Genomic DNA, 23809 nt, shown 5'->3' with positions numbered 1-23809 from the left:
ATTCACCATGGGAAATGCACTTGATGCAGACGCATCGCAGCAACAAAAAACAATAACCTACCGCGCTCTTTTTATCATTAGTTTATGCGCTGCATTTTTATTTTATAAGTACATCCTCCAAAATTTTCCAAGTGTAATGCCTCAACAATTGATGGATACATTTAATCTACAGGGATTAGGTCTTGGTGTTTTATCCGGAGCTTATTTCTGGACTTATCTCATCGTACCTTTATTTGTAGGAATCGTTCTCGATCGCTACGGCACACGATGGGTTACCACAGGAGCAATTTTTTGTTGTGCCTTTGGAATTTATATTTTTTCTCAGGCTCAGGAATTAAACACCGCTATTTGGGGGCGTACCTTGACCGGGGTTGGCGTTTCTTTTGCTTCCATCGCCTATTTCAAATTAGCGGCAGTATGGTTTCCCAAAAAACATTATGCATTACTAACCTCATTACTTGTTACGGCCGCAATGGTCGGAGCAATTTTTGGACAAATGCCGCTCGCATGGTTGATTAGTCAGGTAGGATGGAGGACCAGTTTAGTTTATATGGCCTGGATGGGTATCATACTGGCCTTCTTGTTCTTTTTTATTGTTAAAGACAAACCTTCTTTCTCCATTGAGTCTTTAGAATCCAATACTCGGCATGCTTCTAAAAACCCACATTTATGGCAAGATATTTTATTAATTGTAAAAAATAAACAAAACTGGTTGTTAACAGGATATAGTGGTTTGGCATTTTCTCCCATAGTTATTTTTTGTGGTTTATGGGGGAATCCCTTTTTACAAAAAGCGTATCATTTAGATAAATTAGTTGCCCCATCTCTTATTTCTTTAGTATTTGTGGGACTGGCAATTGCATGCCCCGTATTTGCTTTATTTATTAATCGCATACAAAATCGCTGTGCGTTTATATTTTACAGCACAATAATTTCTGCTTTATCTATTAGTTTGGTCATTTATGCCCACCCCATGCCCATTTGGCTATTGAGCGTATTACTTTTTCTATTTGGTTTTAGTTTGGGAGCATTTCCAATAGTTTTTGTAATCGGGAAAGAATCCAATCCATTATATCTGGCTGGTACAGTAACCTCTTTAATCAATGCAAGTGACGCCTTCCTGGATGCAATTACTGAACCTGCAATAGGGAAACTTCTCGATACATTTAGTAATGTAGATGTCTCTCACGATTTTTCTCTATTTAGTTATCATATTGGCTTGGCTGTTTTACCTTTATACCAAATCATCGGTGCATTTTTGATGAGGTGGGTTAAAGATGAACATCGTGCAGTTCATTAAAAAAGGGTTCATTAAGCCTTAATTGAGGCTTAATGAACCCTCAATGATTTCTACGCTTTCAGCATGAACATATACCCAGGCAAATACACCTGAAGCTAACTTTACTTTGACTCGTTTATAATCTTCAACCTCGTAAGAATCTGCTTTCTTTAACTCTTCGATACTCACATCAAATACCATCCCTTCTATGCTGTCTGTAAATTTTCCAGTATATGTAATAATGGGGTGTTCCTCTTCACCGCTTGTAGCAATCACATCCACATCTTTAATTTTTATTTTAGACATGCCGAATCCGGGAAGAACATCTGCTGTTCCATGTAATTTTCGTCCAAAATTACTCAGCTGCACTGCATCATAACGTAACGTGCCATAGGAAAATAATTTTTCAGTATTCATTACTTCTACTCATCAAAATAATTAGCGATTATCCAGATTTTTTTAGCAATGACAAGACGGAGAAGAACATACGGAGTAAGCACATCTATTTTTGTCTACTTGCCCTGCTTCATGCACGCATCCAGCGGATCGCGGATAAATACTTAACCACCACAAATGTTAATTCTGAGTTATCCCCTTAAAATCTGAATAATATAGGGTATTGGATTTGCATTATCATTCGTTAAAACTATTTATTTTAGTTATAAGATTGATGGAGGTATTCTCTTCTACGTTAGATTTAAAAAAAGTAGCCCCTGTATCTTGCAAACGATTCAGAAGACGACTTAAATCGTCCTGCAAAATACATGGTGTTTCCTTGATTAAGGGCAACCATCGTTTGTCGTCCAGCGAAAAAACTCTGTTTGGCCCCAAACCATCACGAACCATTTGGTAAATTAAATTTTCAAGAAAACGTGCACCTAAAGTATCACAAGTTTTGCTCTTGATTAATTCATTAATTTTTACAGAGCAATTGAAAAGCGCAGAAGATACTCTTTCCCTCTTTTCTGTATTGGCAATTTTGGCTGTTATTAAACTTTGAGCATCAGTAATATTAAAGAAGCTATATTCTACCCCTAATTCATTTTTAAACCCTTCTTTATCATCATAATATGAAGCGATTGTTTCGCCACGAACAAAAAAACCAGTGTTTTGACATAATTCAGCTACCGCAGGTTCAGCCGTAAATAGCTCTACTTTTTTTACACGATTTTCTTGCAGAATATCTGTGAGAATTTTTTGCAAAGCTTGAGTAGCTTCTGCCTGATGTTCCGGCATATGGAGCTGGATTGACATGAAGCCAATGTGTCGAATTACAGAGTTATCCGGTTCAACATCAAGAGTTAGTAAGGGTTTTTCTTGAAAATAGGCAGTATATTGACTGTTCACCCGTTTAACTGTAATAGCGTTGTTATTTGCCGACTGCAATGGTGGATTAACTTCCTCATATTTTAAGCTTGGTAATTTAGAAGCGGCTTTAACTAATTCATCATCCAAAAAACGACAAATATAGCGCTCAATGAGATAAAAATTCCCCTCGTTATTGCGCCGCTGCAACCAATCAGGAAAAACAGCTTCCTCAGAAAAATCTTTGTCTGCTATATGAAAAGCTGCTAAATTTCCACCACTTTGAGTCAACTGTATTCTTTTAATACCTGCTAAACGCACGATTTTTTCAAATTCCTGATAAAAGAATTTTGCATATCCTTTGCCCTGATAATCCTTGTCAATGCCCATTGAGCAATATTCTGCGATATGTTGATGCTGATTTTTACCAAACTTAATTCGTCTTACTCCAACAATTTTCTCTACATCATCGATTTTATCAATAAGCACATAGATATCGCTCGTTTTTGCCATATGCGCATAATGCGACCTAAACTCTTCTTGGGTCTGCTTGGTGAAGGACATCCATTGGATAACGTGATCTTGCATCCATATTTTCCATATCGCCTCATAATCATCGGGTTCAGCTTTACGAATATAGGGGTGCGGCATATTTTTTCTCATTAACCATACATAAATATTCATTTATTATATCAAGCGGCATTGAATTGATCAATTTTTAGTCATTTTGCACCTTGTATTTTGGTTTCTTAAAGGGAGCTGCCATGAATGAATAGAAAGGTGTTAGAATGAATAATAAGACAATACCATAAAAAATAACCTCTTGACCTGAGCCTATAATAGCAAATAAAACATAAACACAAGCTAAAATAAAAATAACCATCGCTTTGATAAAGTCACTCTTTGTATCCGTTTTTTTAAATTGGCGAAAGGACACCATAGCAGCAACGGTAGTGTAAAGATAGGGGACTAAAATACATAGATTAGACAAGGTGACAAGCAAGGTAAACTGAGAAGTCAGCAGTTTGGAGTAGTTCATTCCCAATAAAATCGTCATAATTAACGATGAAATAATAATTGACCAATAAGGCGTCTGATATCGCGATAATTTTGCAAGAAAACTTGGTAATAACCCATCTCTTGCTGTCGCCATAGCGGCCTGACTTGTAATGAATAAAAAACCAATAATTGTACATAAACAGGAAATAATAGCTGCTAAAGCAAAGATTTGATTTGTTAACTCACCAAAAATCACCCTACCTGCTGCAGCAAAAGGGGCTGGGTTATTCACTAAAAATTTCGACGAAAACATCCCCATAATTGCTATTGTACTTAATATGTAAATAAGTGCAGTAATAAAAGTTCCTAGCACGGTAGCCCGATAAATAGTTCTTTCTGGGTTTTTAACATTTTCTGCAGGAATTGTAGCTGACTCCAATCCTGCAAAAGCAAAAAAAGTTAACATAGCAACATTAGCTAATGTAGTAATATTAGACTGTCCTGAAACATTAAAATCAGAAAGATTAGCGACTTGCACATGAAATAAACCTGCAATTGAAACAAGCACAATAGGAACTAATTTAATAATTGTGGTGGCAACCTGAACAATCTTGACTTCCTTTATACCAATAATATTAAGTAAAGCTATGCACCAAATAATTGCGCTCCCAACTAGAAATGCTAAAAAATGATTAGCCTGAATTGCCGGCCAAAAGATAGTAAGATAGGCCAATAGAGCAACAACAGTGGCTGCGTCACCAATGATATTACCCAGTAAATAAGCAATGCTGACTTGATATCCAGCAAAATCACCTAACTGATGTCGACAATAAGCATAGAGACCTCCGACTAAAGGCATCCGCTGACTTAATTTACCAAAAATGATTGCTAATAAAATAGAACCCAAAGCGGTAATTACCCAACCTAACAGGCTTATACTGCCAAAAGATGCAAGAGAAGATGGCAAAAGAAAAATTCCAGATCCAACCATATTGCCAATAACAAGTGAAGTACTAGCGGGTAACCCCAATATACGTCGTTGTTCCATCTTATCCTCATTTATGATTTATTTTAAATAAAGTTAGTTGCGCAACTAGTTTGCTTTTACTCAAGACTTAGAATTCGCAATTTTGTCATAGATCCATGTCAAACGACCGCATATAATCCCATTAAATGCTCAAAATTTAATTAATGATTTTTATTTTGATGCATCCTTGAGCTTGCTACTACTTTATTACGGCCCATTTTTTTTGCTTGATAAAGTGCTTCATCAGCTTTTGATATTAAGTCATCTATTTTTTTACCATCATAGGGATAAAAGGCAATTCCAATTGATATGGTAACCGAAATAGGTTTTTCCTGATTGATTTCAACTGAAAACTTTTCAATAGATTCACGAATTGCTTCTGCTTTTGATTTGGCCGCATCCATGTTAGCAATTCGTAAAAAAATCATAAATTCTTCACCACCCCAGCGGGATATTAAATCATCTTGTCGACATATTTGACGTATTTTTGCGGCAAACTCAAGAAGAACCTGGTCGCCTACCAAGTGGCCATAGGTATCATTTACTTTTTTAAAATAATCAATATCAATTAATAAAAGAGCAAATGTGAATGGATGATTTTTAGTTTTTAAAATTTCTTTTTGCAAGTACTCTTCAAAAAAGCGTCGGTTATAGACACCAGTTAGACTATCTTGAGTGGATTGGGTTTTTAGAACATCACGCAGCTTAATATTGTATATACTTAATGCAGACTGTTCGGAGATAATTTGTGCCAACGCAATCAATCGTTGGTTATCTGTATTTAAGCCAAATTCAACATAAAATAATCCTAGCATTTCATTTTGCGCAAATAAAGGCAAACAGACATAGCTTATAGGTTTTTTTTCACCTTTTTTAATATGGTTACACAAAACACCTTCCGTTGTATCAGAAATATAATAAGATTGATGTCGTAGTAAAGAGAGGCAATCCTTAGGTGTAAAAAGGAATAAATTAGAAACCGGTTCCCCCCAGCTCAGTACCCTGCTAATCAGGTTTAAATTGTCTGAAGAAATAAGATAAACAATCCCCGAAGTTCCTGATAAAATTCGCTTACTGTAATTTTTAATTATTTCAATCGCATCGTCCATAGAAAGACTTGATTGCAATAAACTCATTAGCTCTTTCAATAACTCCAGCTCTTTATTTTGAATTTCAAGACTTTTAACTACATTTTCCAGTTCTACTTTAGACTCTTCAAGTTTTCTTTCATTATGAATACGTTGATGAACATTGATTGCAAAATGGCTCACACCAATAAGTTCGCCCTCCGAATCATGGATAGGATTGTAATGTATTTCAAAATCTAGCCCTTCATATCGTTTGTCTTTAAATGACTCAATTACTGTGAATCCAGTACCTTTCATTGCTCTTTCCCAAAGCGACATAACTTTTGTTTGATTTTCAACACTCATTTTCTGTAAAAGCGATCTGAAATTCATACCAATTTCCAAATCAACTTTAAAAATACGATAAACTTCACATTTATACATTGTATTAAATGCAATAAAATCATAATTCAAATCAATTGCGGCAACCAAATCACTGCTTCCTTCAATAATTCCTTGCAAACGCTCGCGTGCATTTGCGAGTTCAGTTTGCGTTCGTTTTAATTTTTCAGAGTTCCCCTTTATAAACTGCAGTGTATGAATTAAAAATCCAGAAAGCAGAGCCATAACTATTCCAATGATCAAGATCATAGTGGGAAAAAAGGAAGTAATAACCTGATTGTGAAGGGCAATGGAAGGCCAAAGAATGATCCTCCACTTTTGTCCATATAAGGGAAGTGTAATACTGTGTTTCCAACTTTTGTAAAGCTTATGATCTCGAGGGGCATTGGTATATAAAAGCCCGGAAGTATCATAGATACTCAAATTATATCCTTGAATATCCATTTTTTTTAAAATATCTTTTAAAAATGCCGTTGTATTTAGAATCCCCACCATAAATCCCTGGAAATAGTTTTCTTTCAGCATGGGGCTAAATAGTAAAATCACTTTGTTTCCCTCAACCAAATCAAACTGGGAGCTTATTTGTAACTCGTTTTTTGCTACACTTTTTAGCATTTCCCCACGTCGATCAGGATTATTAAAAAGCCCATATTCTTTTATGAATTCATTACCTTCTTCGGGAACTATCCAACGTATCGTATATTTGTTATCAACCCATCCGATTGCTCTGTAACCCGGCTGATCATGAATATAGCGCATCAGATCCGCTCGCCATTCACTTTCAGGGGTAATTTGCCGATGTAGCCAACGATAAGTAATTCTTGAAAATGAAGAAGCGAGCTCTGCTGTATGCGACTCAACCACATCCTCTACATTTTCAACTTTCAACTGTAATAACATATTTAACGAGTTTTCCTGATTTTTTTTAGTGAACTGCCATCCCAAAACAGTGATGTTTAAAATCACGAAAACTGTTATTAAAGGAAGGGATACGAATGAATGCTTTACATTCTTTGAATTAATATAGGAAATGATTGCCAAACTTAAAAAGATCAAACCCAAAGAAGTATAAATTGAAATCCTCATCCATCGTCCAACGCCAAAATGTGTTGCGAACTCAATAAAGTGATTGGTAGTTGCAATAAATCCTAAACTTAAGGTAAAAAAAACACCCAATAAACACAACCAAAGCCAGTAATTGGAAAAATGAAATGAAATAATGAGGAAACACAGAGCAATAATTATAAAACTTAAAGCAATACTTGATGCCATATTGCCTGGGTAGTTATGAGAATCCAGTGAAAAGACTTTCATAAAGAATGTATCAATCCCTAGATTAACCTTTAAAATGTACTCACATAGAATAACCCCCGGAAAATAATAAAAGAATACTACTTAAGACTCGGCTAAATTGAATAAATCTCCTATTTAAACAAATTAATGATGAGCCTGCCAAAATAAAGCCAAAAGCCGTAGTCGGCCTCATAAAGATATATCCAGGAAACTCAACTGATAAATGAGCATTGAAATACCTGATGAATAAATCAAAAATACCAGTAAGAAAACAGATTATCCCAGTTAAATTCGTGAAAGCTTTATAATATGTGCTTTTCATCCATACTCTTTTCCTTGGCTATAAATTTAGTATAAGCCAGAAAACGATATGATTAAAACACCTATTTTATTAGGTACTTAAAGGTACAATATTGAGGTTTTAGCTAGGGCTCGCCTCTAAACTGTATTCATCTAAAGCTAATAATATTTTTTCCTCAAGTGACTTGGCTTTTACTAGAGGTTTATTCACTCCGTTGACAATAATGGAAAAAATGAAGGTCTTGTCATGTGGATTAATGATAAAACCAGATAATGAAGAGATATCATGCATTGAACCCGTTTTGGCATAAACTTTTTTCTCGAGCATGGTTTTCTTCATTCTATCCTTTAGAGTTCCTGAAACACCTGCTTGCGGTAAGGCTTTAAAGAAAATAGTTTTCATATTTTTATCATGATAAAGGTCATTAAGCAAAATCACCATTTGTTCTGGAGTCACCAAATTGTAGCGCGTTCCTTCACCATCAACGATTTCCATTTGCGACAAATCCAGATGCGTATGCTCAGATAATATTTTTTTAATAGCATATGCTCCTTCTTTATGAGTTCCTTTTCCAGTTAAAGTAAAGCCTAATTTTTTAGTAAGGCTGTTTGCATAAAGATTATCGGACTGTTGCAGCATATGCATAATCAATTTACTGAGCGTTTTTGATTGAAAGCTGGCAACAAAATGAGTATCCGTTGGCGATACTCCTGAAATAATTTTTCCTTTCAAAATAATACTATTTTTATCGAAAGTTTTTTGGACCACTTGTTTGGCAAATAACAAAGGATCAGGAATAGCAAGCTCTATTAATTTGGGGTTTTTATCCTGCATCTTGCAGCCATATAAGCGAATAGTATTATTAGGTTTCACTTCAAGATTCAGGCTGCAATGCTCCTTTTCCTCTTCTTTACTCACTGTGACCACTTCATTAACAAGCGTCAGTGCTTTAGGCTGGTTTTTCTTTAGTGTGATCGTTACAGGTTTGTCTAATTCTTTTGCACTAATCAATTCATAGGCTACTTTGTTTTCATTTAATATTGCCGCTGTATCTGGAGCAGCATAATACCATCCTAAATCATCATACGATGTACCACTTGGATAATATGGAGCCTGGTATTGTGAGCTATCAATTATCACATTTCCTTTTATCGTGTTCGAATTATTTTTTTTCAAATTAAGCAATAAAGAAGCTAAATTATCTACCGTAAAAGACGGTGAACCGGTAAAATGAATATAATAATCGTGTTCTTTTTGAGAAAGCGTTGTTCTAAAACGATAGTCTGGCTTTAATTGATACAGCGCTGCTGCTGCAGTAAGCAACTTCATGCCGCTGGCTGGAGCAAGTAATTTATCTGCATTTCGACTGTAAACCACTTTCCCTGTCTCTGCTTCTTTAATGACAATACCAACGGTTGCATGAGGCAATTTCTGCGCAATAATCCCATCTATTTTCTCTGAAAGCGTTTGAGAACTTCCTATTTGACTCATGAAAAGAGCGGCAAAGAAACATAAATAATTAGAATAGCACACGGCATTTATCCTAAAAAGAAACATAAAACATAGCTTTACCCATTCAGAACTGAAGTGCAACCCCTAATTTCCCTAATTAAAGTATTTTGACCCACATCAGTTATCTGGATTCCGCCTTATTTTCCTTAAGAAAACTTACCTGATATGAGAATATAAGGATGCTTATCTTTATCCAACCAATGAAGTAGTTTTAATAGATGGGGTTCATCCATAGCAATGCATCCATAAGTTCCAGAATGAATTGATCGCCATAAATGTATAAAAATAGCACTTCCTGCTCCGGGGATTACAGGATTCATGTTGTAATTAACTATCGCACCTATTCTATATGCATCAATGAGCATCGTTTCATAACTTTTGGCGTTTGTATTTCCTTTTACCCAGGTATTATAACCACTATGGGATACATCATCTATAAATTTATCATCAGCAGTAATGTATTTAAAATCCATTTTAAGTGCTAGAGGCTCTGAGCCAAAAGCATCGCCCAAAGGGTATAAACCAGCAGGTGTCTTCATATCACCTTCCCGTTTCTCTCCTAAAGGAGCTACTCCACTCTTACCTACTACTGCTGGAAAAGAGCTCCATACTTGCTTCCATGCATGACCATGTTTTTTACAAGCAGTTACCTCAGCTTCAAAACCTTTTATATGATTTACCAGAATCACTTGGGATGAACAATCAGGAAGATTTTGTAAATGAGCAACCATACAAAGGTCAGTAGAACTTTTAGCTATTGGTAGATATCGATAAATTAAAAAGACAAGTAATACCAAAAAAATATATGCTAACTTAGATTTTATCATTTTATAAAATTGAATGAGGGCCATCAGGTTTTATAAAGCTTCGTGAAAACGCTTCCGGTGTAGTGCTTCTAGTACTAAGCTCATCAAGATAAATCATCTTAAAGTAAGATTTATTCGCCAGCGAACTTACATCTGGATTTTCCGGATAATACTTAAGCAACGGAAAAAACAATGATTGTCCAATGATATAACGTTTATCTTTGGTTTCAGGAGAAAGTCCCCAAACATTCTGATAGGTCATTGCAGCCATTTCATGATTGTTTATGGACTTATTCCCTAAGTAAAGCATCACATGACCACCAATGTAAATAAGTGTCATCAGGGGATGTCCTTGTACTTTCAAGGCGCTGATTCGTTCATCAACTGTATTTTGGGTGAGATCAATACCCGAAGCTATTTTTGCCTGTTGAGCCGAATTTCGCGGTAGCCAAATACCAAACGGAGTAAATATACTCTTTAATTCTTGTGAGCAATCATTAAAAAAATAAGCCCCTCCCCATCCATAAGGACGGTTTAGTAATTGTTTCATAATATTAGCCATATTTTTTTTCGAGGCTTCAAGAGGCATCAGACTTGCAGATTGCGATTTCACAAATCCAGTTTGAATCACTGCTTGATGATGTGCATTTTTTATTGGGATCAAGATAGAAATATAATTTTCATTACGATTAAGAAGTGGAAATACTGCACCTATATAGCCTGCAAATTGAAAATTCTGATGTTGATTCACGATGCTTGCTTCTGTTTCAGTGATTGCCACAAGGCCCTTTTTAGCGGTGCGCTTCCACTCTTCAATAAATCCGCCTGAAGCATAAGCAATATCGGAACTTTTTACCCAGGCAAAGTAAGCATCTGGGGTTAGTACTAATGACCAAGATTTATCGTGTGAGACAGTGAAAACATAGAGGGGGGTTCCCGCCCAAACAACTGATTCTTGTAAATTATCGAACGGGAAACCTTGGCCCGGCATAGTGAAGTGAAAGAAGTCCGGAGCATGATCCGGAAGCGCACGTGCAAAAGTATTATTTACTGCAATAGCTCGATTCCTTTCGTTAAATCTTAATCCCTCAATGGCAGGTAAATCCATATTGTTTTTGATATGATTTAGCCAGACATGCATCATGTTCTTTAAAATTTTCCGCAAAGTGACGCTCTTCATCGGATTTATTTTGGTTGTCATATTCGTCTAATAATTCCAGCTCAATTTTTTTAACTACAGGGAGAACGGAATTTACCATCTTCTCGTTCCAAGGAGAAAGCCCTTCACCATGATCAGAATAATAATGATTATAGAATTGTTGCAGTTGCTCCTCTTGATACTCTCGCTTTAACAGAGGAGTATCATAGTCGTTACTGTCTGAGGGAAAATAATCATTGATATTTTGGGAATAAGATTTTATCGAAAAATCATAAATTGGCACTTCAGTTGCAAAAGAAACTGATAGAAAGCAAATCCCTAAAAATAAAAAAACTCGCTTGCTTAAATCTCTGAAGTCAAATAATCCCAAGCACATAAAAAAATCCAACAAAACCCAAATTCCGAGCAATTATATCATTAAATAACCTTTATGTAAGAATTTTATCCTCTAAAACTTTAGTCGACTCCTCTAATATAGAGGTAACATGCTCATGTCGCATGGGACTGAGTAATCGTTGGGACGAAGTGAGAATAAAAATACTCAAGGGCAGCAAACTTAAGAGATCAAAAGGAAACTTTAAAATACCTATACCCCCAAAAACACCTATATAGGAAACAATAAGTACGGTAACCATATAAAATAAAAACCAGTATAAAAGCGCGCTATTATCCCAGGAGTTTTTACGATGATAAACACAATAAATCAGAATACCCATAAGTAAGGCAATATCCAACTTCCATATAATTGAAAACCCACACCAATACAGCATTAAATTACAAAAATAAAATGCGATATGCGAACAAACTATCGCTCCTGAAAGTCTAAAAGGTCTTGGGGTTAATGGCTGTAATTTCCGCATCGCCAAGAGACATATGGGCCCAATACTGTAAGAAAGAATACTAGCAGAAGAGAGAAAGGCGACTAACTTCTGCCATCCAGGAAAAGGAAGAAAAGATAACATTCCAACTAATAAGTTTGCATAAAGAGTTACATAAGGAATTTTATGACGATTTACCTTTAAAAAGATTTTGGGTAAATGATCATTTAAGGCCATTCCATATAAAATTCTGGAAGTTGCCGCTGTATAAACCAGAGTTGTCCCAAAAGGAGAAAAAGCAGCATCAATCATCAGTAATGTTGCCACTACACCTAGACCTAAAAGTAATGTCAAGCCCACTAAAGGCCCGCTATCTCCTGGGTAACTTAAGGCATGCCAGCCCTGAGCTACATACTTCTGAGGCATTGCAGCGATGAAACTCAATTCCAACATGAAATACAAAACAAATCCAATCAGCACAGCACCTAAAATAGCAATAGGAATATTTCGTTGTGGATTTTTTACTTCTCCTGCCAGCACCAAACCGTTTTGAAATCCAGTAAAAGCAAAAGCAATACCCCCAGCAGAAAGTGCCGTAAAAATATTTACCCAACTGTCTTTATCAGACAAACTAATTTTGACATTATCCATGGTCGGTGCGACATGCAGCAATGAAACAATCGCAATACCTGGTAATATGAATTTAATAATGCTTGCATATTTATTGCATTCAACAAGCAATTTAATTCCATAAGAGTTCAATATGACGACGAAAAGCATGATACCCATTGCTGCAACATAACCATATCCTGAAAGAGTGAATGTTGTTGAATCTTTGGCAATTAATATTGGGAAAAAATGACTTGAATATTGCAGAATTGCTTGTATTTCTATTGGGGTCATAACAACATAAGACAGCCAAGATGTCCACGCGAATAAAAAACCAACCTCTTTTCCATGGGTAAAAGTTGGATAATTAGACATGCCTCCAGAAATTGGAAACATTGTACCCAGTTCACATAGCGGCAGAGCAATAAAAATCATAAAAACAGCAGCAATAATCCAAGAAATCAATGAATTGCTGCCCGCCATTTGCGCACTAATAAAGGGGCTAAACAACCACCCCGATCCAATCATTCCCCCTGCAGAAACGATAAGAATGTTAGTCGTTGAAATATCGCGTTTTAACATGAAAAAACCCTTTGATTAGGCGTTACTTTTATTTAGCCAGAAAGTGGTTAATTATACAAGTTTAATAAATCCATAGGTGCAAACACCCTTAAAATTTTTTTTACAAGTGAATTCAGCTATTTCTAATTGACTGTATTGTAAGCACAAAGAAGAGGTTTTTAGCGATTTTTATGCTCTATTGCTTCAATTTCCTTGATAACCTCCTCACCCTCTACATCGGTTTTAGTATTAAACCAGGAATCTAAAATTTCTTTTGCTAAGTCCTGAGTTAACAGCCGGTTGGATAAAGCCAAAACATTCGCCCGATTCCATATTCTTGCACCTTTTGCCGTTTGGGCATCCGTACATAAAGCGGCTCTTATACCAGGTATTTTATTTGCTACAATTGAAATCCCTGTTCCGGTCCAGCAAAAGAAAATGCCTTCGTCACATTCGCCTTGGCGAATTGCCTCAGCGGCAATTTGAGCTGTTTGAATCCACGATTCATTTTGTCGAGATTTAATTGCACCAAATGGAATAACCTCATGCCCTAAGCGCTTTAGTTCTTCCACAATATAATCATTAACGGGATAGAGTGCATCGCTGCATACTGCGATTTTCATCAACTTACTGCTCCTTTCATAATAAAAAAATCAAATTCCCATATAACTTATATTAAGAATTCACCCAGACTAAAAACTCACTACTGAATACCAAACCAACCTCCGGTATCGCCCCCTGCCCAACATGTGTTATTTTGACAGTCCTTAAATTTCTCGGAGCAGAGCAGTTTGAATTTGTCTGCCTTACTGATGTCCATTCCCTTATAACCTTCAGGCTGGCAAATTCGTGCTACATATTCTCCCCTTACACGAATTTGTCCCATTACGTAAATATCATCAGCAACAGGATAAATACCATGGTTATTATGCGAATAGCATGCGATATAGCATCCAGGAGCCAGGGTGTAGCTGTTATCTGTTGGTAAAAGAGCACGTTCTGAACCGGGATAAGGGTGATTAATGACTCCTTTATTCCCTAAAATATAAACAGGGAAAGGGGATGGTAACAAGGATTTATTTTCATCTGAATTCACCATGGGTGCGGTAAGTGCTAGAGTTTGTGTAGCCAATAAGAATCCAATACTACTTAATAGTATTTTTTTCATTTTTGATTTCCTTAAAGGTTAGCTATTTAAAGTATAGGCAAATAAAACAATTTCCCAGTTTTAAGTTTAATGTCCCTCTTTAGCAAAAAACAAAATGATTCGCGATAAAGTTTATTTCGACAGATTTTCAATTCCATTAAAATCAATGTCATAAGTTGATGCAGGATAAAACCCCTTCTTCACTCTGATTGCTCTACAAAGCACATTAAGCATCATCAATGTACTTTTTAATCTAAGCCAAGGATAAGCTTTATGCTTCAGTACATCATGTGCTCTTAGATAATCTTTAATAAATTGACGTGGATTTTTGGATATATATTTCAAACAATGAAGCATCATTCCTTGACCCAGCATGTAAGGCTGCATATGTTGCATATTGGGTATATCATATTGCCTTTGGCCACTTAGAATACTATGCCAATCAATTTTATCTGTAAGTAAATGAAAACCGCTGGTTACTCTTGGGTTACATTCTAATACATAAGCTTTATCATTCACCAAAATAAAATCAAAGGCAATTTGGCCGCTGAATTGCAACCGTTTGCAAAAAGTCTTAATAAATTCAGTGATTGGTTTAATTTCCGCAGGCTCAAAATAAATTCCAGTTGAACGACCCGCTTGATATTTAGAGTGATAGCACGACTGAATCAGTACTTCACCTTGATGGGTGATAGCATAAGCACTGTATTCTTTTCCTTGAATAAATTGTTGCGCAATATAAGGCTCATTAATAGTAAGCTCTGAAATGATTTTTTGCGAAGGTTTAATCAGCGAACCAAAACGAGAAAAAACCGGCTTTAAAACAAACACTCCATCCTTAGGAAGAATGTGTTTATCCTTATCAGTACTTATTAACCAACCTTGAGGTGCGATCAAACCATACTCCCTGACAAGTTGATTAAACGTATATTTATTATGTAATTGATTCAAGCGCTCAAAAGGCTCGCATAACAACTTAGTATGCGTAGATAATTCTTCATGGCCCTGGCTTATATAAAAAATCTCTTCACAAGAAGGAATAAGCAGATCAATTTTATATTGAATCACTATTTCTTTAATTGCTTTTAAAAATGCAGTCAAATCATGATTCGGTTTAGGAATAACGAAATGCTTTTTTACTCCTTTGACAAATCGTGCAAGTGGATAAAGCATACTCTCAGCACTATAAACCTGATATCCCTGATTAATGAGACTACGCATAATATCCATAGTAGCAGGCGCCCTACCTCCAGTAACTAAAATGTTCATTTACCTATTCCTTAAAAACCAAGTACCCACTTTTAAAATCATGCAATTACTAAGAACAAAATTTTCTGCTTGCCTTAAATAATTTTTGAAACATGCACATAAAAACTATGCGGTGTTGCACTAACTAATTGTCGTTCCAATCCATTAGTAAAAGAAAAAATGGGACTCAGCAGAAATCATTATAAGCATTTCATTAATCATGTAATGCATTTTCAGGGAGTCGCCTCCCATCCGCCAAAAATAACATGATTATCAATAACTTCAAGGTGTAATGATAATACGCCTGCAAATAATTGACGGGTTGGGGTTAATAAATCATCATGCTAAGAAAGGTCGATTCAAAACTAGGTTTTGTTAGTTTTTTATAATCGACTTTCCCATTAACAGTGAGAAGGGTGGCATAAAGCAAGCTCAAGAGATTTTTTGAGCAATAATTACACTTAAAGGCCATTTTAAATGGCCACATGCTGCTCCTCACCCTATCCAGCTGCTTGGATAGCTGTAGTTTAACAAGCAAAAAGCAGATAGAAAAATGCGCGACATTCGCCCGAGCATTGCTTTTACTGTATACCCAAGGCTATAAGGTGCATAGAATTTAATATTTATGATGATTTTCTACGCTGCATAATTTGTGAAAAAAACTCAGGTTTATTGAGACCCATGGATGCAAAAATTTGAGGCACTCTATCCCATGATCCCTCTTCCTCAATGCTTGCGACAATTAACTCAAAACCAGTTTTCTTATCTGCTTCCAATCCCCAACCATTAATGAAACTAAGTCCTCTTAATCGTTTTGCAGCAATATGATTTAATGCGATTGCGGCTAATAAATAAGCATGCGCTTCTTCAAAAAGCTGATTACATTTTTTCAAATTAGCTTCGCTTTTAAAAACACCTTCTTTTTCCAAATTCTGTCTGAATTTAGCTTCCTCAAGAATCATTTGCCCTAATTGATAATTCGCTTCTGCATTATCAAGCATTGCCGCTGCTCTGTAACATTCCATGTACATAAGGTGTGCAAAAGGAAACTTTTTATTTCCTTTCAATTTGTTGTAAATAGCTGCCAATTCGAAATAATAGGCAATTTCTTTTTTGAGCATCTCATCTCCGGGTTGATTATTTACCCGATTCGCTTGCATGGCTTTTATTTTCTTAACAATTCTTCTAATTTGCCAACGTTTTAAATAGGCCATAAACTCTCCTGCCACTTATTATGATGTTGATTGGATAAGATATTGTAATAAAAAAATCACGATTACAATGAGGATCATTAAACCAAGAATTTTTAGTCCAAAACCAGCGGACTCTTTTATTTCTTTACTAATTTGTTTGCTGGGAGGATTTTCTGCCTCTCCCTCCACATTCAATTCAGACTTATAAAGATTGTTATCAATATAATTGGATACAAAATAGGAAACCAGCCCAGTTATCACGCAGGGAACAAAAAATATTAACCAAACTATAAGTTTGCTTGCCCCCACAGTATAGTTATAATCATCCTGCAATGAACTCAGCATGGTCAAAACCATATCCGGAACATTATAGTTCAATCCCCAAACAAGATAAGGCAAAATATATAAACTATAAAAAAACAAGCCCAGGGAAAGAACCAAGCAAATCATGCCTAAAATATAGAGCTTACTATTACTGCCGAATCGATCTTGTTCCATATTACCCTTAAAATATCCTTTTCTTTAATTTAAGATAGCAGATGGATTTAAATAAGTACACTTACTGGTGATATTAACTAATTCATTTTAAAATAGAATATAGAACATTTTTCTTATAAGGCAACCCATGAAACGTTATGTTTTTATGATCTCTGATGGTACAGGGATTACCGCTGAAACTTTAGGCCATAGTTTGATTACTCAATTTGAAAATACAAAATTTGAACGACTCACGATTCCCTATGTTGATTCTTTAAAAAAAGCAGAACATGCCCTTCTACAAATTAACCAGGCCTTTGAAGAACATAGAATCAAACCACTAGTATTTATGACGTTAATTGATCCCGAAATCAGAAATTACTTTAAAAAAGCAAATGCTCGCGTATTTGACTTATTTAGTACTTTTATTGGTCCCATGGAAGAAGAACTTAATGAAAAATCTTCTTATACAGTTGGAAGAACTCATGGTGTGGGTAACAGTAAACTTTATTTGCATCGACTTGAAGCAATAGACTTTGCTTTATCTCATGATGATGGCGTGAAAACTCGCGGTTATGACAAAGCAGATATTATTCTCATTGGTGTTTCACGTTGCGGAAAAACACCCAGCTGCTTGTATATGGCACTTCAATATGGAATTTTGGCTGCTAATTATCCTTTTACTGAAGAAGATATTATTGGCTTTAGATTACCTGAGGTTTTAAAACCTTATAAACATAAACTGTTTGGATTAACCATTGATCCTCAGCGCCTCCAACAAATCAGAGCGGAACGTAGACCCCATAGTAAATATGCTTCACCAGAACAATGTCGCTTGGAAGTAAATGAAGTTGAAGCCATGTACCAAAAGGAAAAAATTCCTTATATTAATTCGACAAAATATTCTATTGAGGAAATATCAACAAAAATACTGGCCGCGTCAGGTTTACACCGTAAAATATAGGAAAGTGTGAGAATAATTTTGCTGTTACATCATATAACACTATTTACGTATCGCGCTTTATGCACAATACGTAGTAGCGCCCGCAGCGCTCTTATATCACAATTCATTAAAATATTAACTAATTAGCAGTACTAGGAAAATCCGCATCACAATCATAGCGGCTATCATTAGCTAAAAAAGTTTTGCAACTTTGACGAATGGTATATTTTACAGTAGTGGCATCAGGTACAGCCGCATTTTGCTTAGAATACATTTGCCAAATAATAACTCCGTCACTGTCTTTTTGCTGCTCGAGGATTTCATCAACCAATTGATTTGTCAGTTGCAGTTGACCACTAATATTTTTTGGAAAGGCTGGTTGATTTACTTCGAAACCAAATTGTATTTTTGCGTTAATATGATATTTGGCCGGTAAAAAAGTCACTTTTCCGATGCTATCAATTGTTAACTTGGGTTTGCTAACCATTTCTGCTTTCAGCCAATTGGTATAATCTTTCATATACGCACTGACCTGGCCAGGTAAATCCAAAGGCCCATTAGCATAGGGAGCACATTCAGCTGGATTATCTCCGCATAAGTCATAGGTCATCAAACCCAGGCTATCAAAGCGCGACACTATTGCTTCATCTTTATTCGCAAGGTTATACCATAACCCTTTCAAATTCCCTCTCCACCAAAGCCCACCCTTGGTATATATCTCAGGATATGTGTCTCCAGTTACAAAACCTGTGATTGGACGAGCACCCACCGGAGGTGCAGCTGTAGCAAATTTGAGATATTTTGCTCCAGGGTCATCCATTATTGCACGCAAAATTGCATCTACTTTATCAATTGTTTTAGGCATAACAGAAGAAGAACCCGAGCCTATCCCATACTTCATGAGATTTGTATATGTTGGCCCCCCTGCATTCAGTATGCTTTGTGCAATATCTGTTGACCATTCACCATTTGCACTAGGTCCCCAAGAAACTGCATATTGATCAGCATGCCAAAACTCTTCATAGTCAAAATCAATCCCATCTACCCCTAAATCATTCGCTAATTTGACTAGATTTGCATAGGAAGTTTTTGCTTTGGACGCCTGTTCCCTTTCGGGGTCATTTGGGTCAGGAAACCAATCGTAAAAAACTTGATTTATGCTTGAGGATGCAGGTCCACACGCCCCATGCGCTTCCGCAAAATTACAACTGTAATTCCAACCGCCTACGGAAAGGAATGTTTGAATATTTTTCTCTTCGGATAATTTGATTGCCGCTTTTAACTGATTAAAAGCATGAGCACCTTTGCCATCATGATCCGTAAAATAACCAAGTATGCCGGTTTTAGCGAGATTTCCAGTCTGATAATCGATCAATGATGGTCTAACAAATGAAAAAATAACACGATTAAAATTCGGTTTTTTGAGTTTAAGCAAATCGTTAACATACTGCTGAAGCTGCTTAGAATTATCAATAAGCAAATATACAGAAACAATTTTTTCATTCGCAGCAGGACTGGCTTGCACTACAGAAAATGAACTATCGAGCATCCATAGGGTACATAACACAGAGAGACATGTTTGTTTTAATTTCATTGCTTCTCCCTAGCTACTTATTCGCCACCTGATTAAATTATATACATTTAATGGAGATAAGCAAACGGCCGAACATACGTAGGGGAATCCGGAGATTAGTAATCCAGCAGTCCACTACGTTGCTCAGACCATTGGAGAGCTACGATACAACCCACAGTTGCATAAAATCATGCACTTTCATTGCTGCAAGTGTATTTGTATCACTCATTGCCTGCATGATTCGTTCGGCATGTTCTCCAGAAAACTGGGTACTTAAGTTCTTCTTAAATTTGGATAATAGAACAGGAATGCCTTCTTCACGCCTGCGTTTGTGACCAATCGGGTACTCTACGGTAATCAAATCACTTTCAGTACCATCCTTGAAAACTATTTTGATGCTGTTTGCAATTGAACGCTTTTCTGGATCAAGGTAATCACGAGAAAAACGCTCATTTTCAGTAACATGCATTTTTTCGCGTAGTAAGTCTATTCTGGGATCTGCTGCAACATCATTTTCATAATGTTCGGCTTTTAAATCTCCAAACAATAAGCCTATAGCAACCATATACTGTAAACAATGATCCCGATCGGCAGGATTATGCAGCGCACCTTGTTTACTAATAATTCGAATTGCCGACTCATGGGTTACTAAATCAATTCGTGCTATATCATCAAATCTGTGTTTCACAATAGGATGCAACACCACAGCACATTCAACCGCAGTTTGTGCATGAAACTCAGCAGGATAAGATAACTTAAACAAAACGTTTTCCATCACATAACTGCCGTAAGGACGCTGAAATTTAAATATTTTTTTATCAAAAAGAACATCATAGAAACCCCAGGTTGGAGCACTTAATGCGCTTGGATAACCCATTTCTCCTGTTTGAGCAATTAATGCTAAACGCACTGCTCTTGAAGTGGCATCCCCAGCCGCCCATGATTTTCTTGATCCCGCATTAGGTGCATGCCTATACGTTCGCAAACTTTGACCATCTACAAAAACTTGAGATAAAGTTCTTAACATCATGTCTTTATCAGCGCCAAAAAGCTGGGCTGCAACAGCAGCACTGGCAACTTTCACTAAAAAGACATGATCCAACCCTACTCGGTTAAAACTGTTTTCCAAAGCGAGGCAACCTTGAATTTCATGTGCCTTAATCATAGCGGTAAGCACATCTTGCATTAAAATTGGCGCATTACCCTTGGCGTAATTTTGTCGGGACATATAATCTGCTACAGCAAGGATAGCACCTAAATTATCAGAAGGATGTCCCCACTCTGCCGCAAGCCAGGTATCATTGAAATCCAGCCAGCGTATCATAGCACCTATATTGAAGGCTGCCTGTACTGGATCTAATTCATATGCTGTGCCTGGAACTCGTGCCCCACCTGAAAGAGTAGCACCAGGAACAACCGGACCTAGGAGCTTGGTACATTCAGCAAAATTTAATGCCAAAATACCACAACCTAGTGTATCCATAAGGCATAAACGTGCTGTCTCATAAGCTAAAGCGCTATCAATTTTCTTGTTTAGCACGTAATCCGCAATATCAATCATCACCTGATCGTAATCAGGTTTAATATTATCTTCTACATAGCTGTGCATAATAACCTCTTGTATTTATTTATCTGGGTACTGTTGCTCATCAGATTTACTTGCTCAATGAGAACACTATATCGTTAACCAGTTTACACGTGCTCTGCACTTGCATTAAATTAATTTCTTATCCTACCTCCTGCGACTTGTTCGTGAACCGTCTACACCATTCCAGCTCTACTCCGACTTCCCGCGGCTTGTCCGCGGGATCCAGAAGATCTTCGCGAAAACACTGGACCCCGCGGACAAGCCCTGAACGATCGTCAGTTTTTTTAAATTTATCATGTACCACTTAAGTTTCTCTACGTACTGCTTTAAATTTCTCTACGTACCGCGCTTATGCCTGAGAGATGGTCACTTTTTGTGACCATCTCTCAGGGACAAGCCGCGGGGCGTAGGCAGAGATCAAGAGACAGCGGCTTTTTTGTGGGACATGGGTGACGCTTGGTCCCTTAATACAGTGTCGCTGTGCTCATAAATTAAGCAATTACCCTCTCGTCTCAATAGCTGGGAATTTTTGAGGTTCAGGCCCAGTATATTCAGAAGTAGGTCGAATCAACTTATTATTCTCTCTTTGTTCAAATACATGTGCTGACCATCCTGTAATACGCGACATAACAAAAACTGGTGTGAATAAGAATGTAGGAATGCCACAATAGTGGTATGCCGAAGCACTATAAAAATCTAGATTTGGAAATAATTTTTTTTCATTCCACATGACTTCTTCAATGCGTTCTGAAATATGATATAAAAGAAGATCATCCTTGTCCTCACCCAAACGGAATGACCATTTTTTGATAATATCAGAACGTGGATCACTGGTCGTATAGACCCGATGTCCGAAACCCATAATGAGTGCTTTATTAAGCAACATTTTCCTTAGCTCAGTTTCAGCTTGATCGGGACTTTCAAAACGTTCTATAAGCTCCATCGCCGCTTCATTAGCCCCTCCGTGCAAAGGACCTCTTAAAGTACCAATAGCACTTGTAATCGCAGAATAAAAATCAGCCAATGTTGCAGCGGTAACTCGTGCAGCAAAGGTTGAAGCATTAAATTCATGCTCAGCATATAAAATCAATGATACATTCATCATTTGAGCTTCTAATTTGCTTGGCTTACGCCCATGTAATAATGCAAGAAAATGTGCCCCGGTTGTTTGTTCATCACTTAAGCCAGAAATTTCTTTATTATGAAAATGCCATGCATACCAGTAGCACATTATTCCTGGGAATAAAGCAAGTAATCTATCTGCGATGTCATATTGCTGTGAAAAACTATCTTCTGGTTCGATTGTTCCCAAGAATGAACAGCCCGTTCTCAGCACATCCATCGGATGTGTGTTTTTAGGAATTAGTTTAAGTACGGTCTTTAACGTATCGGGTAATGTTCTAAGACTAACCAGCTTTTTTGTATATTCATCCAATTCTTTTTGGGTAGGTAATCGCCCATAAAGTAATAAATAAGCTACCTCCTCAAAAGTAGCATACTCTGCTAAATCATCAATTGAGTAGCCTCTATAATTCAAACCTTTACCTGCTAGTCCAACTGTACAAATTGCTGATTGGCCAGCAACTACACCGGCTAAACCGCCGCTTTTAACACTCATTGTCTTCCTCCATCAATTGGTCTAGTTTTTGTTCGTATTGATAATAACCAAGTACTTCATAAAGTTCTTCCCGGGTCTGCATTTTATCGACCATGGATTGTTGCGTTCCATCTTGAAGAATTGCTCTATAGGTATTTAACGCTGATTGAGACATAGCTCTAAATGCACTCAATGGGTACAAAATTAGCGATACACCCACGTGTTTCAGTTCTTCGCGATTAAATAAAGGGGTTTTGCCGAACTCAGTAATATTCGCCAATACAGGCACAGGAATTGCCTGAGTAAATGTTTGATACTCCTCCAGACGAGTCATCGCCTCAGGAAATATCATATCAGCCCCTAATTCGACGCAAAGCAATGCTCTTTCTATAGCTGCATTCATTCCTTCAACAGCATAGGCATCCGTTCTTGCCATGATGACAAAATCAGGATCCTGACGTGCATCAACTGCTGATTTAATCCGATCACCCATTTCTTGCAAAGACACAATAGCTTTATTGGGTCTGTGGCCACATCGTTTTGCCAGTACCTGATCTTCAATATGAATGGCCGCTACACCTGTTTTCTCCATAAGCTTTATGGTTCTAGCGATATTAAACGCATGGCCCCATCCTGTATCCACGTCAACAAGCAGTGGTAAAGGACAAGCTTCGGTAATTCGGCGCGCATCCTCAAGAACTTGTGATAGATTGGTCATGCCAAGATCGGGTATACCATAAGAGGCATTCGCAACACCAGCTCCTGAAAGATATATTGCCTTAGCTCCAGAAAATTGCGCGAGCATAGCAGAATAAGCATTTATGGTTCCCAATATGGGTAGTGGTTTATTTTCTTTGACTGTCTGTTTGAAGGCTTTGCCCATGGAACTCGCCATTAGCTGTCAC

General features: G+C 36.9%; 20 protein-coding genes. 2 read left to right on the top strand and 18 right to left on the bottom strand.

Annotation, left to right across the window (positions count from 1 at the left end):
* Nucleotides 1-7 precede the first annotated feature (7 nt).
* Nucleotides 8-1300 (top strand): MFS transporter, encoded by a 1293-nt coding sequence (locus tag FOLKNPGA_RS09065; RefSeq protein ID WP_182349612.1) that lies wholly within the window; start codon nt 8-10, stop codon nt 1298-1300.
* A gap of 18 nt (nt 1301-1318) precedes the next feature.
* Here FOLKNPGA_RS09065 and FOLKNPGA_RS09060 read toward each other — a convergent pair whose 3' ends face one another.
* The 14 genes from FOLKNPGA_RS09060 to FOLKNPGA_RS09000 form a co-directional block, all read right to left on the bottom strand.
* Nucleotides 1319-1696: a gamma-glutamylcyclotransferase family protein gene (locus FOLKNPGA_RS09060; protein ID WP_182349611.1), complete on the bottom strand. Its 378-nt coding sequence runs from the start codon at nt 1694-1696 to the stop codon at nt 1319-1321.
* A 216-nt stretch (nt 1697-1912) separates the two neighbouring features.
* The gene (locus FOLKNPGA_RS09055) at nt 1913-3235 is read right to left on the bottom strand and encodes a GNAT family N-acetyltransferase (RefSeq protein WP_182349610.1); all 1323 of its coding nucleotides are present in this window, start codon (nt 3233-3235) and stop codon (nt 1913-1915) included.
* A gap of 67 nt (nt 3236-3302) precedes the next feature.
* Complete coding sequence (locus FOLKNPGA_RS09050) at nt 3303-4631, bottom strand: amino acid permease (RefSeq protein WP_182349609.1); 1329 nt, start codon at nt 4629-4631, stop codon at nt 3303-3305.
* Between the two features lie 140 nt (nt 4632-4771).
* The gene (locus FOLKNPGA_RS09045; RefSeq protein ID WP_182349608.1) at nt 4772-7393 is read right to left on the bottom strand and encodes a diguanylate cyclase; all 2622 of its coding nucleotides are present in this window, start codon (nt 7391-7393) and stop codon (nt 4772-4774) included.
* Between the two features lie 400 nt (nt 7394-7793).
* Entirely contained in the window at nt 7794-9164 is a 1371-nt protein-coding gene (gene dacB / locus FOLKNPGA_RS09040; protein WP_255465944.1) for a D-alanyl-D-alanine carboxypeptidase/D-alanyl-D-alanine-endopeptidase, read from the bottom strand.
* Between the two features lie 167 nt (nt 9165-9331).
* A complete protein-coding gene (locus tag FOLKNPGA_RS09035; RefSeq protein WP_232890965.1) occupies nt 9332-9916 on the bottom strand; it encodes a L,D-transpeptidase in 585 nt (194 codons plus the stop codon).
* Between the two features lie 97 nt (nt 9917-10013).
* Nucleotides 10014-11135: an SH3 domain-containing protein gene (locus tag FOLKNPGA_RS09030; RefSeq protein ID WP_255465943.1), complete on the bottom strand. Its 1122-nt coding sequence runs from the start codon at nt 11133-11135 to the stop codon at nt 10014-10016.
* On the bottom strand, nt 11080-11526 hold the full coding sequence (locus FOLKNPGA_RS18930; protein WP_255465942.1) for an NlpC/P60 family N-terminal domain-containing protein: 447 nt from the start codon (nt 11524-11526) through the stop codon (nt 11080-11082). Before FOLKNPGA_RS18930 ends, FOLKNPGA_RS09030 begins: the two co-directional genes overlap by 56 nt.
* A gap of 52 nt (nt 11527-11578) precedes the next feature.
* The gene (locus FOLKNPGA_RS09025) at nt 11579-13159 is read right to left on the bottom strand and encodes an APC family permease (protein WP_182349605.1); all 1581 of its coding nucleotides are present in this window, start codon (nt 13157-13159) and stop codon (nt 11579-11581) included.
* Between the two features lie 158 nt (nt 13160-13317).
* Complete coding sequence (locus tag FOLKNPGA_RS09020; protein ID WP_182349604.1) at nt 13318-13761, bottom strand: RpiB/LacA/LacB family sugar-phosphate isomerase; 444 nt, start codon at nt 13759-13761, stop codon at nt 13318-13320.
* 80 nt (nt 13762-13841) lie between these two features.
* A complete protein-coding gene (locus tag FOLKNPGA_RS09015; protein WP_182349603.1) occupies nt 13842-14306 on the bottom strand; it encodes a hypothetical protein in 465 nt (154 codons plus the stop codon).
* A gap of 111 nt (nt 14307-14417) precedes the next feature.
* Nucleotides 14418-15554, bottom strand: a complete 1137-nt coding sequence (locus tag FOLKNPGA_RS09010; RefSeq protein WP_182349602.1) for an ATP-grasp domain-containing protein — start codon at nt 15552-15554, stop codon at nt 14418-14420.
* Nucleotides 15555-16156: 602 nt separating this feature from the next.
* Nucleotides 16157-16747 carry a hypothetical protein gene (locus tag FOLKNPGA_RS09005; RefSeq protein ID WP_182349601.1) on the bottom strand — a complete coding sequence of 197 codons (591 nt, stop codon included), beginning with the start codon at nt 16745-16747 and terminating at the stop codon, nt 16157-16159.
* An 18-nt stretch (nt 16748-16765) separates the two neighbouring features.
* Entirely contained in the window at nt 16766-17224 is a 459-nt protein-coding gene (locus tag FOLKNPGA_RS09000) for a hypothetical protein (protein ID WP_182349600.1), read from the bottom strand.
* Nucleotides 17225-17351: 127 nt separating this feature from the next.
* On the opposite strand from FOLKNPGA_RS09000, the gene FOLKNPGA_RS08995 reads away from it, so the two are divergent.
* Nucleotides 17352-18167: a pyruvate, water dikinase regulatory protein gene (locus FOLKNPGA_RS08995; RefSeq protein ID WP_182349599.1), complete on the top strand. Its 816-nt coding sequence runs from the start codon at nt 17352-17354 to the stop codon at nt 18165-18167.
* 118 nt (nt 18168-18285) lie between these two features.
* Here FOLKNPGA_RS08995 and FOLKNPGA_RS08990 read toward each other — a convergent pair whose 3' ends face one another.
* From FOLKNPGA_RS08990 to prpB, 4 genes are all read right to left on the bottom strand, one after another.
* Nucleotides 18286-19740, bottom strand: a complete 1455-nt coding sequence (locus FOLKNPGA_RS08990; protein ID WP_182349598.1) for a glycoside hydrolase family 18 protein — start codon at nt 19738-19740, stop codon at nt 18286-18288.
* A 139-nt stretch (nt 19741-19879) separates the two neighbouring features.
* Complete coding sequence (locus tag FOLKNPGA_RS08985) at nt 19880-21328, bottom strand: bifunctional 2-methylcitrate dehydratase/aconitate hydratase (RefSeq protein ID WP_182349597.1); 1449 nt, start codon at nt 21326-21328, stop codon at nt 19880-19882.
* Between the two features lie 478 nt (nt 21329-21806).
* On the bottom strand, nt 21807-22925 hold the full coding sequence (prpC, locus tag FOLKNPGA_RS08980; RefSeq protein ID WP_182349596.1) for a 2-methylcitrate synthase: 1119 nt from the start codon (nt 22923-22925) through the stop codon (nt 21807-21809).
* Nucleotides 22915-23799: a methylisocitrate lyase gene (prpB, locus tag FOLKNPGA_RS08975; protein WP_182349595.1), complete on the bottom strand. Its 885-nt coding sequence runs from the start codon at nt 23797-23799 to the stop codon at nt 22915-22917. Before prpB ends, prpC begins: the two co-directional genes overlap by 11 nt.
* Nucleotides 23800-23809: the final 10 nt, after the last annotated feature.

Source organism: Legionella sp. PC1000, from assembly GCF_014109805.1.
Taxonomy (GTDB): domain Bacteria; phylum Pseudomonadota; class Gammaproteobacteria; order Legionellales; family Legionellaceae; genus Legionella; species Legionella resiliens.
This window is presented reverse-complemented; position numbering and strand designations above follow the sequence as displayed.

Excerpts from the sequence above, each read along its gene's own strand:
- FOLKNPGA_RS09065 (WP_182349612.1), top strand. The coding sequence starts at position 8 with ATGGGAAATGCACTTGATGCAGACGCATCGCAGCAACAAAAAACAATA.
- FOLKNPGA_RS09060 (WP_182349611.1), bottom strand. The coding sequence starts at position 1,696 with ATGAATACTGAAAAATTATTTTCCTATGGCACGTTACGTTATGATGCA.
- FOLKNPGA_RS09055 (WP_182349610.1), bottom strand. The coding sequence starts at position 3,235 with ATGCCGCACCCCTATATTCGTAAAGCTGAACCCGATGATTATGAGGCG.
- FOLKNPGA_RS09050 (WP_182349609.1), bottom strand. The coding sequence starts at position 4,631 with ATGGAACAACGACGTATATTGGGGTTACCCGCTAGTACTTCACTTGTT.
- FOLKNPGA_RS09045 (WP_182349608.1), bottom strand. The coding sequence starts at position 7,393 with ATGAAAGTCTTTTCACTGGATTCTCATAACTACCCAGGCAATATGGCA.
- dacB (WP_255465944.1), bottom strand. The coding sequence starts at position 9,164 with ATGAGTCAAATAGGAAGTTCTCAAACGCTTTCAGAGAAAATAGATGGG.
- FOLKNPGA_RS09035 (WP_232890965.1), bottom strand. The coding sequence starts at position 9,916 with ATGGTTGCTCATTTACAAAATCTTCCTGATTGTTCATCCCAAGTGATT.
- FOLKNPGA_RS09030 (WP_255465943.1), bottom strand. The coding sequence starts at position 11,135 with ATGATGCATGTCTGGCTAAATCATATCAAAAACAATATGGATTTACCT.
- FOLKNPGA_RS18930 (WP_255465942.1), bottom strand. The coding sequence starts at position 11,526 with ATGTGCTTGGGATTATTTGACTTCAGAGATTTAAGCAAGCGAGTTTTT.
- FOLKNPGA_RS09025 (WP_182349605.1), bottom strand. The coding sequence starts at position 13,159 with ATGTTAAAACGCGATATTTCAACGACTAACATTCTTATCGTTTCTGCA.
- FOLKNPGA_RS09020 (WP_182349604.1), bottom strand. The coding sequence starts at position 13,761 with ATGAAAATCGCAGTATGCAGCGATGCACTCTATCCCGTTAATGATTAT.
- FOLKNPGA_RS09015 (WP_182349603.1), bottom strand. The coding sequence starts at position 14,306 with ATGAAAAAAATACTATTAAGTAGTATTGGATTCTTATTGGCTACACAA.
- FOLKNPGA_RS09010 (WP_182349602.1), bottom strand. The coding sequence starts at position 15,554 with ATGAACATTTTAGTTACTGGAGGTAGGGCGCCTGCTACTATGGATATT.
- FOLKNPGA_RS09005 (WP_182349601.1), bottom strand. The coding sequence starts at position 16,747 with ATGGCCTATTTAAAACGTTGGCAAATTAGAAGAATTGTTAAGAAAATA.
- FOLKNPGA_RS09000 (WP_182349600.1), bottom strand. The coding sequence starts at position 17,224 with ATGGAACAAGATCGATTCGGCAGTAATAGTAAGCTCTATATTTTAGGC.
- FOLKNPGA_RS08995 (WP_182349599.1), top strand. The coding sequence starts at position 17,352 with ATGAAACGTTATGTTTTTATGATCTCTGATGGTACAGGGATTACCGCT.
- FOLKNPGA_RS08990 (WP_182349598.1), bottom strand. The coding sequence starts at position 19,740 with ATGAAATTAAAACAAACATGTCTCTCTGTGTTATGTACCCTATGGATG.
- FOLKNPGA_RS08985 (WP_182349597.1), bottom strand. The coding sequence starts at position 21,328 with ATGCACAGCTATGTAGAAGATAATATTAAACCTGATTACGATCAGGTG.
- prpC (WP_182349596.1), bottom strand. The coding sequence starts at position 22,925 with ATGAGTGTTAAAAGCGGCGGTTTAGCCGGTGTAGTTGCTGGCCAATCA.
- prpB (WP_182349595.1), bottom strand. The coding sequence starts at position 23,799 with ATGGCGAGTTCCATGGGCAAAGCCTTCAAACAGACAGTCAAAGAAAAT.